The sequence below is a fragment of the Isachenkonia alkalipeptolytica genome, assembly GCF_009910325.1.
Lineage (GTDB): Bacteria > Bacillota > Clostridia > Peptostreptococcales > T1SED10-28 > Isachenkonia > Isachenkonia alkalipeptolytica.
Map to the genome: position 1 here is coordinate 1 of NZ_SUMG01000015.1, position 12,470 is coordinate 12,470.

The 12,470-nt window shown below is 43.1% G+C and carries 20 protein-coding genes and 1 pseudogene; 1 reads left to right on the forward strand and 20 read right to left on the reverse strand.

All coding sequences use genetic code 11. The features are described 5' to 3' along the window. Positions 1 to 416 (forward strand): annotated as a pseudogene (locus ISALK_RS10890) (ISNCY family transposase); the annotation flags it as partial. Positions 417 to 592: 176 nt separating this feature from the next. Here ISALK_RS10890 and truA read toward each other — a convergent pair. The 20 genes from truA to rplF all read right to left on the reverse strand — a co-directional run bounded on the left by truA (position 593) and on the right by rplF (position 12,445). Then, on the reverse strand, positions 593 to 1,336 hold the full coding sequence (gene truA / locus ISALK_RS10895; RefSeq protein WP_160722187.1) for a tRNA pseudouridine(38-40) synthase TruA: 744 nt from the start codon (positions 1,334 to 1,336) through the stop codon (positions 593 to 595). A gap of 12 nt (positions 1,337 to 1,348) precedes the next feature. Further along, a complete protein-coding gene (locus ISALK_RS10900; RefSeq protein WP_160722189.1) occupies positions 1,349 to 2,149 on the reverse strand; it encodes an energy-coupling factor transporter transmembrane component T family protein in 801 nt (266 codons plus the stop codon). Next, positions 2,142 to 3,005 carry an energy-coupling factor transporter ATPase gene (locus ISALK_RS10905; protein WP_160722191.1) on the reverse strand — a complete coding sequence of 288 codons (864 nt, stop codon included), beginning with the start codon at positions 3,003 to 3,005 and terminating at the stop codon, positions 2,142 to 2,144. Before ISALK_RS10905 ends, ISALK_RS10900 begins: the two co-directional genes overlap by 8 nt. After that, a complete protein-coding gene (locus ISALK_RS10910; protein WP_160722193.1) occupies positions 2,990 to 3,832 on the reverse strand; it encodes an energy-coupling factor transporter ATPase in 843 nt (280 codons plus the stop codon). Before ISALK_RS10910 ends, ISALK_RS10905 begins: the two co-directional genes overlap by 16 nt. A 138-nt stretch (positions 3,833 to 3,970) precedes the next feature. Beyond that, positions 3,971 to 4,309, reverse strand: a complete 339-nt coding sequence (gene rplQ, locus ISALK_RS10915) for a 50S ribosomal protein L17 (protein ID WP_160722195.1) — start codon at positions 4,307 to 4,309, stop codon at positions 3,971 to 3,973. 23 nt (positions 4,310 to 4,332) lie between these two features. Next, positions 4,333 to 5,280: a DNA-directed RNA polymerase subunit alpha gene (locus ISALK_RS10920; protein WP_160722197.1), complete on the reverse strand. Its 948-nt coding sequence runs from the start codon at positions 5,278 to 5,280 to the stop codon at positions 4,333 to 4,335. Positions 5,281 to 5,345: 65 nt separating this feature from the next. Beyond that, positions 5,346 to 5,969 carry a 30S ribosomal protein S4 gene (gene rpsD / locus ISALK_RS10925; RefSeq protein ID WP_160722199.1) on the reverse strand — a complete coding sequence of 208 codons (624 nt, stop codon included), beginning with the start codon at positions 5,967 to 5,969 and terminating at the stop codon, positions 5,346 to 5,348. A gap of 27 nt (positions 5,970 to 5,996) precedes the next feature. Beyond that, positions 5,997 to 6,395, reverse strand: coding sequence for a 30S ribosomal protein S11 (rpsK, locus tag ISALK_RS10930; RefSeq protein WP_160722201.1), 399 nt, complete (start codon positions 6,393 to 6,395; stop codon positions 5,997 to 5,999). A 24-nt stretch (positions 6,396 to 6,419) separates the two neighbouring features. Beyond that, entirely contained in the window at positions 6,420 to 6,785 is a 366-nt protein-coding gene (gene rpsM, locus ISALK_RS10935; protein WP_160722203.1) for a 30S ribosomal protein S13, read from the reverse strand. 153 nt (positions 6,786 to 6,938) lie between these two features. Next, entirely contained in the window at positions 6,939 to 7,052 is a 114-nt protein-coding gene (rpmJ, locus tag ISALK_RS10940) for a 50S ribosomal protein L36 (RefSeq protein ID WP_160722205.1), read from the reverse strand. Positions 7,053 to 7,067: 15 nt separating this feature from the next. Then, positions 7,068 to 7,286: a translation initiation factor IF-1 gene (gene infA, locus ISALK_RS10945; RefSeq protein ID WP_160722207.1), complete on the reverse strand. Its 219-nt coding sequence runs from the start codon at positions 7,284 to 7,286 to the stop codon at positions 7,068 to 7,070. A gap of 26 nt (positions 7,287 to 7,312) precedes the next feature. After that, on the reverse strand, positions 7,313 to 7,591 hold the full coding sequence (locus ISALK_RS10950) for a KOW domain-containing RNA-binding protein (protein ID WP_160722209.1): 279 nt from the start codon (positions 7,589 to 7,591) through the stop codon (positions 7,313 to 7,315). A gap of 15 nt (positions 7,592 to 7,606) precedes the next feature. After that, positions 7,607 to 8,353, reverse strand: coding sequence for a type I methionyl aminopeptidase (gene map / locus ISALK_RS10955; protein WP_160722211.1), 747 nt, complete (start codon positions 8,351 to 8,353; stop codon positions 7,607 to 7,609). Beyond that, a complete protein-coding gene (locus ISALK_RS10960) occupies positions 8,353 to 9,003 on the reverse strand; it encodes an adenylate kinase (RefSeq protein WP_160722322.1) in 651 nt (216 codons plus the stop codon). The genes map and ISALK_RS10960 overlap by 1 nt, the downstream gene beginning before the upstream one ends. A 57-nt stretch (positions 9,004 to 9,060) precedes the next feature. Next, the gene (secY, locus tag ISALK_RS10965) at positions 9,061 to 10,335 is read right to left on the reverse strand and encodes a preprotein translocase subunit SecY (RefSeq protein ID WP_160722213.1); all 1,275 of its coding nucleotides are present in this window, start codon (positions 10,333 to 10,335) and stop codon (positions 9,061 to 9,063) included. A gap of 1 nt (position 10,336) precedes the next feature. Then, entirely contained in the window at positions 10,337 to 10,780 is a 444-nt protein-coding gene (gene rplO / locus ISALK_RS10970; protein ID WP_160722215.1) for a 50S ribosomal protein L15, read from the reverse strand. Positions 10,781 to 10,796: 16 nt separating this feature from the next. Further along, positions 10,797 to 10,979 (reverse strand): 50S ribosomal protein L30, encoded by a 183-nt coding sequence (gene rpmD, locus ISALK_RS10975; protein ID WP_160722217.1) that lies wholly within the window; start codon positions 10,977 to 10,979, stop codon positions 10,797 to 10,799. 12 nt (positions 10,980 to 10,991) lie between these two features. Further along, positions 10,992 to 11,501 carry a 30S ribosomal protein S5 gene (rpsE, locus tag ISALK_RS10980; protein ID WP_160722219.1) on the reverse strand — a complete coding sequence of 170 codons (510 nt, stop codon included), beginning with the start codon at positions 11,499 to 11,501 and terminating at the stop codon, positions 10,992 to 10,994. Positions 11,502 to 11,519: 18 nt separating this feature from the next. Beyond that, positions 11,520 to 11,888 (reverse strand): 50S ribosomal protein L18, encoded by a 369-nt coding sequence (gene rplR, locus ISALK_RS10985; protein ID WP_160722221.1) that lies wholly within the window; start codon positions 11,886 to 11,888, stop codon positions 11,520 to 11,522. 17 nt (positions 11,889 to 11,905) lie between these two features. Next, on the reverse strand, positions 11,906 to 12,445 hold the full coding sequence (gene rplF, locus ISALK_RS10990; protein WP_160722222.1) for a 50S ribosomal protein L6: 540 nt from the start codon (positions 12,443 to 12,445) through the stop codon (positions 11,906 to 11,908). Between the last annotated feature and the right edge of the window lie 25 nt (positions 12,446 to 12,470).

Genomic DNA, 12,470 nt, shown 5'->3' on the forward strand with positions numbered 1-12,470 from the left:
TTGCGTTGCCCATTGATTGTATCAAATCCGTGTTCGAAGCACAACCGGACGCTGATAAAATCAACCAGGTCTTAGCAATTCTTTCTTCTAGAAAGATTGATAACGGAAGCTGTTTGAAGTATGACAAAAAGTACTACCTTCCGGTTAACAGCATGGGAGTTGCTGTGCACCACCGAAAAGGGACTCAAGCGATGGTCATTAAAGCCTTTAATGAAGAGCTTTACTGCACTATAGGTGAAGAAGTTTATGCACTCGAGGTACTACCTGAGCATCAGCTTTCTTCAAAAGCCTTTGACCTTGCTGTTCTTCCTAAAGTGCCTAAGAAAAGATATATTCCACCAATGAATCATCCCTGGAAGCGAGATTCCTTTGAAAAATATGCCCATAAACAGGCCCACCGAAATAAGTCTGCTTAACCCATTTACAATAAATACCAGGCAACAAGTTTATTAAGGTTACCCAAAAACATTATACCTTGGTAATTTCTGTATTTTACAAAATCACGATTACCGCCAGCAATCTGGTGCTTATGTTTTAACTATTTAAGGACATTTTCTAAAAGGGTTGACAGGGTTTTCTATGGAATCCCGGCCTAAAGTTTATAGCGAACCTCTTCTAAAAAGAGTCCTTGAGGAGGTGCCGTATGGCCGGCTAATGCCCGTTTTTGATTCTTTAGCGCTTCTTCAAGCTGAGCCCGGGTGATCTTCCCCTTTGCCACGTCCACCATGGAACCGATGATGATCCTCACCATATTATACAAAAATCCGTTGGCGGAAATATAAACATCAATAGTACCCCCATCCCTCCACCGGATTTCCACGTGCTCAATGGTTCTTGTGGTGGTTTTCACACTGCTTCCCGAAGCCATAAATCCTCGAAAGTCATGGGTGCCTTTCAGGATTTCCAAGGCTTCCCTTAACCCTTCCATTTCCAACTTTTCTTTCACGTGATACTGATAATTTCTACCGATGGGGTCGGGAAAGGGGCCGGTGTACAGGCGATACCTATAGGTTTTTCCCAGGGCATCGTAGCGGGCATGAAAATCCAGGGGGACTTCCCTGGCCCCGGTTACAACAATGTCCGGGGGTAGCTTGGCATTCAAGGCAAAGGGCAGGCGCTCCGTGGGGACGGAACTGTTCAGGTGCACATTGGCCCGTTGTCCTCGGGCATGAACCCGGGCATCGGTTCTGCCGGATCCGATGATTTTTACTTTGCTTCCATCCATCCTTCGAAAAGCTTCCATAAGCTTTTCTTCAATGGTCACCCCGTTGGGCTGGATTTGCCAACCGGAGTAATTCGTGCCGTCATAGGCCAGGTTTAATAAAATATTACGCATCCTCTTCATCCTTTAAAACCATATTCGATTACCGATCAGCAGGGCAATCAGCAGCACTCCGATGGACAGAGCAAAGTAATCGCTCCCTTGGGTTTTCAACTCTTTCATCCGGGTCCGGTTTTCCCCTCCCCGATAGCAACGGGCTTCCATGGCCATGGCCAACTCATCGGCTCTTCGGAAAGAGCTGATAAACAGCGGTACCAGTAAGGGTACCAGGCCCTTGGCCCTGGAAATCAAATTCCCGCTTTCAAAATCCGCCCCTCTTGCAATCTGGGCCTTCATGATTTTATCCGTTTCTTCCAGTAATGTGGGGATGAACCGAAGGGCAATGGTCATCATCATGGCCAGTTCATGGGCCGGGACCCCGATACGTTTAAAGGGATTTAAAATATGTTCAATCCCGTCGGTAAGGGCAATGGGGGATGTGGTTAAGGTCAGCAGGGATGTACCCATCACCAGAAAAATCAGGCGAAGGGCCATGAAAAACGCCTGGTACAGCCCCTCTTCCGTAACGGTGAAGGGGCCTAAGCGAAGGACCACTTCCCCGGTGGTCATGAAAATATTGATCATAAAGGTAATTCCGATTAGAATCATTAAGGGTTTCAGCCCTTTTACAATGTACATTACGGGAACTTTAGATATGATAATGGCCCCAAGCAGAAACGCCACAACGAAAATATAGCCGGCAAAATTATTCACCACAAAAAGAGAGATGATATAAAGAAAAGTGATAATGATTTTAATCCTCGGATCCATTTTATGAATCGGAGATCCTGTAGGATAATGTTGTCCAATTGTAATATCCTTAAGCATCGTTATTACTCCTTATCCATCGTAAAATTTCGGTTTTGGCTTCCTCCACGGTTAAAACTTCTCCTTCTATACTTGTATCCTCTTTTTTAAGTTTTTCCATTAAGCTTGTGATCTGAGGAATCCCCAAACCGATGGATTCCAGTCTTTGGGATTGTTTGAATACCTCCCGGGGAACACCGTGGAGCTCAATTTTCCCTCCATGCATTACAATAATCCGGTCCACAAGCTTTGCAATATCCTCCATGCTATGGGAAACCAGGATCACTGTATTTTGGTATTTATCATGTAAAAACTTAATCTGTTCAAGAATATCATCCCGCCCCCTGGGGTCCAGTCCCGCGGTAGGTTCATCCAGAATCAAAATATCCGGCTTCATAGCCAGGACGCCTGCAATGGCCACCCGCCGTCGCTGACCTCCACTAAGTTCAAAGGGGGATCGGTCTTTCAACTCTTCAAAATCCAGCTTGACCAGTTCCATGGATTCCCTTACCCGCTCATCTATTTCCTTCTCGGAAAGCTCCAGATTCTTCGGGCCGAAGGCGATATCATTGTATACGGTTTCTTCAAACAGTTGATGTTCCGGATATTGAAAAACCAGCCCCACCTTCTTCCTAAGGTCCGCCAGCTTCACCTTTTCCCCGGTAATCACCAAATCGCCCACGGTGATTTTCCCTGAGGTGGGTTTGATCAGTCCGTTTAAGTGTTGGATCAAGGTAGACTTCCCGGAACCGGTATGACCAATAAGCCCGATAAACTCCCCATCATGGATTTCCAGGTTAATATCTTCCAGGGCCTTGGTTTCAAAGGGACTTTTAGGGTTGTATACATAGGTTAAATTTTCTATTTTAATTGACATAATTGCATCACCATCTCATCTACGGTTAAAATATCCTCCGGTAGCTCAATGCCTTCCTTCCGGAGCTCAAAGGCAAGATCCGTAACCTGAGGTACATCCAGGCCTAAGGTCTTGAGTTCTCCCACCTTGGAAAAAACCTCCCGGGGTGTTCCCTCTAAAACAATATCCCCGTCTTCCATTACAATCACTCTGTCGGAGTTTACCGCCTCCTCCATGAAGTGGGTGATGTTAAGCACCGTAATGTTTTCTTCCCGATTAAGTTTTTTTATGGTATCCATAACATCCTTACGACCGGAAGGATCCAGCATCGCTGTGGGTTCATCCAACACAATACAATCCGGTTTCATGGCGATGACCCCGGCGATGGCGATGCGTTGTTTTTGTCCTCCGGATAATAAGTGAGGCCCTTTTTCTCTGTATTCCAGCATCCCCACGGTTTTTAAGGCTTCTTCCACACGGATCCGTATTTCCGGGGAGGGAACCCCCAAATTTTCCGGACCGAAGGCCACATCCTCTTCCACAATCGTGGCGACGATCTGATTATCGGGATTTTGAAAGACCATACCGGCGGTTTGGCGGATATTCCAGGTTTCTTCCTCTTCCTTCGTGTTCATTCCCTTGACCCAGACATCTCCTTCACTGGGTTTTAAAAGGGCATTAATATGTTTGGCTAAGGTGGATTTTCCCGATCCGTTATGACCGATGATCGTGACAAACTCCCCTTTTTTTACTTCTATGTTGATATCCTTTAAAGCTTTAATCACATCGTCCTGATCATTGCTTTCATACAGAAAGGTTACATTTTGCACTTCTATCATTTTTTCCATAAATAATCCCTTCTTTTCTATAAGCTTTCCAAACTAATTATATCGTAAATCAAGGTTTTTTACCATGATAGTATTCTCATTTGTTGTTTTGTTTTATAAAAAAAAGGGATTAAGTCCACACTTAATCCCGGAGTTTTTTTATACTAATTCAATGATGGCCATTTCACTATTGTCGCCTTTTCTTGGACCTTTTTTCATGATTCGTGTGTATCCGCCATTTCTTTCAGCGTATTTTGGTCCGATCTCATCAAATAATTGTTTTACCACAGTCTCATCCGTTAAGTAAGACATGGCTTGACGTCTCGCATGCAGTTCATCCCGTTTGCCTAAGGTAATCATTTTTTCCGTAACCCGTCTAGCTTCTTTTGCTTTGGCAATGGTTGTTTCAATTCTTCCGTGTCTTAAAAGATCTGTGGCCATATTTCTTAACATTAAGTTTCTATGGGCACTCTCACGGCCTAACTTTCTATTAGACATGTTCATCCCTCCTTGCTACTGATCTACTCTTCACTAGGTCTCAGTCCAAGACCTAAATCTTCAAGTTTCTTTTGTACTTCCACTAAAGACTTCTTGCCTAAATTCCGTACCTTCATCATCTCTTCTTCGGTCTTATTGGTAAGCTCTTCTACGGTATTGATATTTGCCCGTTTCAGACAATTGTATGACCGTACGGAAAGATCCATTTCTTCGATGGTCATCTCCAGTACTTTTTCCTTCTCATCTTCTTCCTTTTGAACCATGATTTCCACTTCATCGGTATGGTTTGTTAAGGAGATGAAGAGACTTAAGTGCTCATTCATTACTTTAGCCGCTAAGGAAATGGCCTCTTCCGGGTTGATACTGCCGTCGGTATCCATTTCAAGGATGAGTTTGTCAAAGTCGGTAACCTGACCTACTCGGGTGTTTTCAACAAAGTAACTTACATTTTTAACCGGAGTGAAAATGGAGTCCACGGGAATTACACCGATGCCCAGCTCGTCAGTATTATTGCTCTCTGCGGGAACATATCCCCTACCCTTAGATACTGTAATCTCCATAAAGAATCTCGAATCATGGTCCAGGGTTGCGATGTGCATATCCGGATTAAGAATTTCTACATCGGAGTCCGCAATAATATCCCCTGCGGTAACCACGCCTTCGCCTTCTTTTTCAATACGAATGGTTTTGTTTTCATCGGTGTGAAGTTTAATCGAAAGCTCTTTTAAATTTAACACGATCTCCGTTACATCTTCTTTGATACCGGGAATCGTTGAGAATTCGTGAAGCACTCCCTCTATTTTAATCGAGGTAACTGCAGCTCCCGGAAGAGATGAAAGCATAATTCTTCTCAGGGCATTCCCCAGGGTTATACCATACCCTCTTTCCAGGGGCTCAGCTACAAACTTCCCATAGGTATTATCTTCATTGTGTTCAACCAGTTCAACCTTGGGCTTTTCCATTTCTATCATAATGTGAAACCCTCCCTTATTTTCTTGTCTTGATCCTTCTGAGGGCAACTGAATCGTTAGAAATTCTACTTAGAGTATAACTCTACAATTAGATTTTCTGCTATCGGTAGATCTATGTCATCTCTTGAAGGTAGTGCTACTACTTTCCCCTCTAACTTCTCTGCCTCTACAGTTAACCACTGTGGGGCCGTACCTTTCGATCCTTCAGCAATTTCTTTAAATTTATTGGAAGCCTTGGACTTCTCCTTAACCGTAATCACATCTCCTACACTTACTAAGTAAGAAGGAATGTCCACTTTTTTGCCGTTGATGGTAAAGTGCCCGTGGGTTACCAGTTGTCTTGCTTCTTTTCTTGAGGTTGCAAAACCCATTCTGAATACCGTGTTATCTAATCGGCTTTCCAGAATAGATAGCAGGTTTTCACCGGTAACACCGGTTTTCCGATCCGCCATTTCAAAATACTTTCTAAACTGAGATTCCAACAAACCGTAGAATCGCTTCGCTTTTTGCTTCTCTCTCAGTTGTAATCCATAGTTGGATAGTTTCTTTCTGCTTGTTCCATGCTGTCCCGGTGCGTAGCTTCTTTTTCCCACGGCACATTTATCCGTGTAGCATCGGTCACCTTTTAAATATAGTTTTTCGCCTTCTCTTCTACACAGTCTACAACTTGGGCCTGTATATCTAGCCATTTTGAATACACCTCCTAATCTACTTTCTTATACTCTTCTTCTTTTCGGTGGTCGACAACCATTATGAGGAATCGGGGTTACATCCTTAATTGCATTAACCTCTAAACCTGCTGCTTGCAGTGCTCGGATCGCTGCTTCTCTTCCGGATCCCGGTCCGTTTACGTAAACTTCTACGGTTTTCAATCCATGATCCATTGCGTTTTTACAAGCCGCCTCTGCAGCTAATTGAGCAGCAAAAGGTGTGGATTTTCTCGAACCCTTAAATCCAAGTTGTCCTGCACTTGACCAAGCAATGGTATTTCCTTGCATATCCGTTAAGTTAATAATCGAGTTGTTAAAAGTTGATTGGATATGTGCTTGACCCCGCTCTATATTTTTTCGCTCTTTTTTCTTACGTGTTACTCGCTTTTTTGTAGCCTTTGCCATTCTTTGTTCCCTCCTTACCTCGGTTTACTTTTTCCGTCCGGCTAATCGCTTCGGACCTTTTCGGGTTCTTGCATTGTTTTTTGTGTGCTGTCCTCTTACCGGTAATCCGCTTCTATGTCGAAGTCCTCGGTAGCATCGGATTTCTCGGAGTCTTTTAAGGTTTAAGCTTTTTTCCCGACGAAGATCTCCTTCTACTTGATAGCTTTCATCAATAGACTTTCTCAGAGCATTAACTTCCTGTTCCGTCAAGTCCTTTACTCTTGTATCATTACTGATTCCGGCCTCTTGTAAAATCTCTTTAGATAAACTTCTGCCGATTCCATATATATAAGTTAATGCGATCTCTACTCTTTTATCTCTCGGTAAATCTACACCTGCTATTCTAGCCATTTACAGTTACACCTCCTAATACTCTTATCCTACAAATAACTTTCATTTATTGTAAACCCTTCAGGAAGTCAATTCAATGACTCAGCCGCTCCTAAAAGGAAACAACTACAATGTTTTATTATAATATAAAACATATGAAATTACTAGCCTAAATTAACCTTGTTTTTGCTTGTGCTTAGGGTTTGTACAAATGATCATGACTTTTCCTTTTCTTTTAATCACTTTACAATTTTCGCACATTGGCTTTACTGATGCTCGTACCTTCATATCAATCCCTCCTTACTACTTCTTTCGCCAAGTTATTCTGCCTCGAGTTAAATCATAGGGAGAAAGTTCTATGGTCACCTTATCTCCTGGTAATATTTTGATATAATGCATCCTTAGCTTTCCTGACAGATGAGCAAGTACCTCATGTCCGTTTTCCAGCTCCACCTTAAACATTGCATTGGGCAATGCCTCATTTACAACACCTTCAACCTCTATAACATCTTGTTTTGACATTAACAGATCAAACCTCCATTCTTAGGCTATTGTTTCATTCCTAATCGTTCCAACTCTTTTTTTATAAAAGCATTGCTTAGCCTTCGTCCACTGATAATCGATTCTCGAATCTCTTCTGAAACCACATTATACTTAGCAACATGCTTTAATTTTTTTTTCTTCGGTTTCGAGACTTTCCGGAGTTTTCCATCGGCAATTAAAATATGCTCCTGATCAAACTCCCCAATAACTACAAAGTTTCTGCCTTTGTCTCTTCCCTGAATTGACTTAACAATTTGACCTACTTTAACATTTGGATCTTCCACTATGTCACCTCTTCTTTACAGGGCGGTGAGTATTTCCGGCTCGCCCTTCGTAATTGCTACCGTGTGTTCATAATGAGCGGAATATTTTCCATCTAAAGTTACAACGGTCCAGCCGTCTTGAAGGACTTTCACTTTAGCGGTTCCCATGTTCACCATAGGTTCGACTGCAAGCACCATTCCGGCTTGTAACCTGGGGCCTCTTCCCTTTGGACCATAGTTCGGAATTTGAGGCGCCTCATGCATTGCCTTTCCGATTCCATGCCCCGTATAGTCTCGAACGATGGAAAAGCCATGACTTTCTACGTAGGATTGAATAGCATAAGAGATATCCGATAAACGAAAGCCTTCCCTCATGAATTTCAAGCCCTCATAAAAACTTTCCCGAGTAACATCGATTAGTTTTTGAGCATCATCGTCTATATCGCCTACAGGATAGGTCCGAGCTGCGTCTCCATAGTATTGATCTTTAATGGTTCCGATGTCAATGCTGATAATATCAGCTTCTTGAAGGGTTTTATTTCCAGGTATTCCGTGTACCACCTCATGATTGATCGAAGCACATATGCTTGCCGGGAAACCGCCATAACCTTTGAATGCGGGAACGGCTCCTTGCTTTCGGATGTGTTCCTCCGCAATTTCGTCCAACTCCTTGGTTGTGATTCCCGGTTTAATGTTTTTCTTCAGAAGTTCATGGGTCTCGGCGACGATCCTACCGGCTTCTTTCATCAATTGAATTTCCCGTTCCGATTTAATTGAAATCATCAATCTCTACCTTCCAGGGACTCTATGATTTTATCAAACACCACAGCTATGTCATTGTTCCCGTTGATGGTCACAAGTTTTCCTTTTTCCTGATAAAAATCTATTAAGGGTTGGGTTTCATCTAAATAAACCTCGATTCGCTTCCCTACGGTTTTTTCATTGTCGTCATCCCGCTGATATAGTTCTCCGGAGCATTTATCACAAATACCTGGCTTTCCAGGAGGGTTGAACTCTATATGATAAGTAGCTCCACAGTTCTTGCAAATTCGACGGCCTACCGCACGGCGAACCAGGATTTCCTTATCCACTTCAATATTAATCACTTTATCCAGGCCGGTACTCATACCCTTTAATACGGCTTCAAGGGCTTCCGCCTGATTGACGGTACGGGGAAATCCATCCAGTAGAAATCCTTGTTTGCAGTCCTGATCTTTCAATCGATCTTCCACGATTTCTACCACCACTTCATCAGGAACCAATAACCCCTGATCCATATAAGCTTTGGCCTTTTCCCCTAACTCCGTTTGGTTCTTAATGTTGTAGCGGAAAATATCTCCTGTGGAAATATGAGGGATCTTATATTTTTCAGATATTGATACAGCCTGTGTTCCTTTTCCCGCCCCCGGCGGTCCAAGTAATATTAGCCTCACGTTATCATCTCCCAGCTGAGTTATAATCATGGAGATTATCCTCCATGGTGCTCAATGTTACTTTAAAAATCCTTGATAATGTCTCATCAGCATTTGCGCTTCGATTTGTTTCACGGTTTCCAAGGAAACCCCTACTACAATCAACAGTGCGGTACCCCCAAAGGCAATCGGCAAGTTAAACACTGCGGATATTACAATGGGAAGTGCTGCAATAAGCGCTAAAAACAATCCACCGGCAAGGGTGATACGGTTTAACACTTTGTTTAAGTATTCTACAGTGGGTTTTCCCGGTCGAATACCCGGTATGAATCCACCTTGTTTTTTCATGTTGTTGGCAACTTCCACGGGATTAAAGGTTACGGCTGTGTAAAAGTACGTGAAAAATACAATTAGGATTGTACTCATTAAGGTATACACAATCGCTCCCTGGGTGGTCGCTGGGGATAGCCAGGTTGTGGTAAATCTTCCCAGTGCGCTGTCTTGGCCAAAGACCAGCATTAATGTCTGTGGAAAGGCCAGTAAACTCATTGCAAAGATTACAGGAATTACTCCTGACTGGTTGACTTTTAACGGTATATGAGAGCTTTGCCCTCCATACATTTTTCGTCCTACCACTCTTTTAGCATATTGCACAGGAATCTTTCTTTTTCCTTCGGTAATGTAGACCACACCGGCAACAATAACCACGGCAATAATAGCAAAGGCGATTACTGCGATGATGGAAATCTCACCTTGTTGTAACAAACCAAAGGTGTTTCCGATGCCTCCCGGAATTCCGGAGATAATTCCTGCGAAAATAATCAGTGAAATACCGTTTCCGATTCCGTTTTCTGTGATCTGTTCTCCTAACCACATTAAGAATGCAGTTCCGGCGGTTAGGGTAATGATTACTGTGATAAAGCTAAAGGCCGTTTGATCAAGAACCGCACCTCTGAATAGTCCAACGGTGATACCGGTTGCTTGAATAATGGCCAGGATTACCGTTCCATAACGGGTATATTGGGCCATTTTTTTCTTACCCTCTTCCCCTTCCTTCGCTAACTGCTCCAGACTGGGTATTGCAATGGTAAGAAGGTTCATAATGATCGACGCGGTAATATAGGGCATAATCCCCAGGGCAAAGATGGTCATGTTCCCGAAAGCTCCTCCGGAGAACATATCAAACATGGAGAGTATTCCCCCGTCATCCACTACGCTTCGGATCACATCGAGGTTGATTCCCGGAACCGGTATTACAGCACCAAACCGGAAAATCACCAGCATTAAGAAGGTGTAAGTCATTTTGCTTCTTAAGTCCGGGATCTTCCAGGCATTTCTTAAGGTTTCCAACATTTTATATCACCTCTGCCTTTCCTCCGGCAGCTTCAATCTTTTCTGCAGCTGACTGAGTAAATTTATGGGCTTTAACTGTTAGTTTTCTGTCGATACTACCGTTGCCTAAAATTTTAACTCCGCCCTTTTCCAGCTTTCGGACAAGTCTTGCATCCATAAGCAGTTCCGGGGTTATTTCAGCTCCATCTTCAAATCTATTTAAATCTTCAAGTTTTACTACACTATAATCAACTTTGAAAATATTATTGAATCCGCGTTTCGGGATTCGTCGAATCAAAGGCATCTGTCCGCCTTCAAAGCCTGGTCGGGTTCCACCGCCACTTCGAGCATTTTGTCCGTTAGCGCCCCGTCCCGAGGTCTTTCCCAGTCCACTGGATTCCCCTCGACCGACTCTTTTACGCTTTTTCGTTGATCCTTCAGCAGGTTTTAGTTCATGTAACTTCATTTTTGCACCTCCCTATTTAAGCTTCTTTCACTTCTACAAGATGTTCTACTAATTTAATCATTCCTCGAGTAGAACCGTTATCCGGCAACTCCACTGCTTGATTGATTTTTTTAAGTCCTAAGGCTTCCATGGTTTTTCTTTGCTTAGGAAGCGATCCGATCAAACTTCTTTTAAGTGTAATGTTTAGTTTATTCGCCATTTGTTATCCCTCCTAACCTAAGAGCTCTTCCGTTGTCTTTCCTCTTAGTTTGGCTACATCTTCGGCTCTTTTCATTTGTCGAAGCCCGTCCATTGTAGCATTTACCATGTTTCTTGAGTTATTTGTTCCTAATGATTTTGCCCGTACGTCGTGGAATCCAGCAAGTTCTAAGATCGCTCGAACAGGACCTCCTGCAATAATACCGGTACCTTCCACAGCAGGCATGATCAATACGTTTCCGGCTCCATATCTTCCGTTTACCTGGTGCGGTACGCTGGTACCAACCATCGGTACTTCAATTAAGTTTTTCTTCGCATCTTCAATTCCTTTACGAATTGCATCAGGAATCTCCATTGCTTTTCCGGTACCTACGCCTACATGTCCGTTCTCGTCTCCAACGATTACTAAGGTTGCAAATCGAAAGTTCCGTCCACCTTTAACAACCTTGGTTACTCTTCGTATATCAACAACTTGCTCTTTCATATCCAGTTGACTCGCATCAATTCTTTTATCTTGTGGCATTAATTTACCTCCTTTTTCTTAAAATTTCAGTCCGCCTTCTCGTGCACCTTCCGCAAGGTTTTGAACACGACCATGATAGATGTATCCACCTCGGTCAAAGGTTACTTCTTCAATTCCATGCTCTTTGGCCCGCTTGGCAACCACTTCTCCAACCTTTTTCGCAGCTTCCTTGTTGCTTGTTGAGGAAAGGTCTGCTTTCACTTCATCATCTAACGTTGAGGCTGCGGCCAAGGTTTTGCCTGCCATATCATCAATGATTTGCGCATACATATGCTTCGCACTTCTAAACACGTTTAGTCTCGGTCGCTCAGCACTACCAGTGACCTTGTTTCGAACTCTTTGATGACGCTTTCTTCTTGTAGCATTTTTACTGGCTTTAATAATCATCTGATCTCACTCCTTTCCTACTTTGCTGTTTTACCTTCTTTACGTCTGATATGCTCATCAACGTATTTGATTCCTTTACCTTTGTACGGTTCAGGCTTTCTAAGCTCTCGTACCTTTGCAGCAAAGTTTCCAACCTGTTGTTTGTTGGCTCCCTTTACCGTGATCTGGGTTTGAGAAGGGACTTCCACTTCAATGCCTTCCGGTTGTTCCATTTCCACGGGATGAGAGTACCCTAAACTTAGGACCAGCTTCTTCCCTTGTAAGTTTGCTCTATATCCTACACCGTTGAGCTCCAACTTCTTCTCAAAACCGTTGGTTACCCCTTCCACCATATTGTTGATCAATGTTCTGGAAAGTCCGTGTAGCGATTTATGTTTTTTAGTTTCCGTAGGTCGAGTTACTACGATGGAGTTATCCTCCCGGGTTATTTTGATATCCTGAGGGATTGCTTCTGATAACGTTCCCTTCGGTCCCTTTACCGTTACTACGTTTTTGTTGTCGATTGTTATATCAATGCCTTCTTTAATTTCGATAGGTCTAATACCGATTCTAGACATCCTTACACCTCCTTTAAGTCTAACG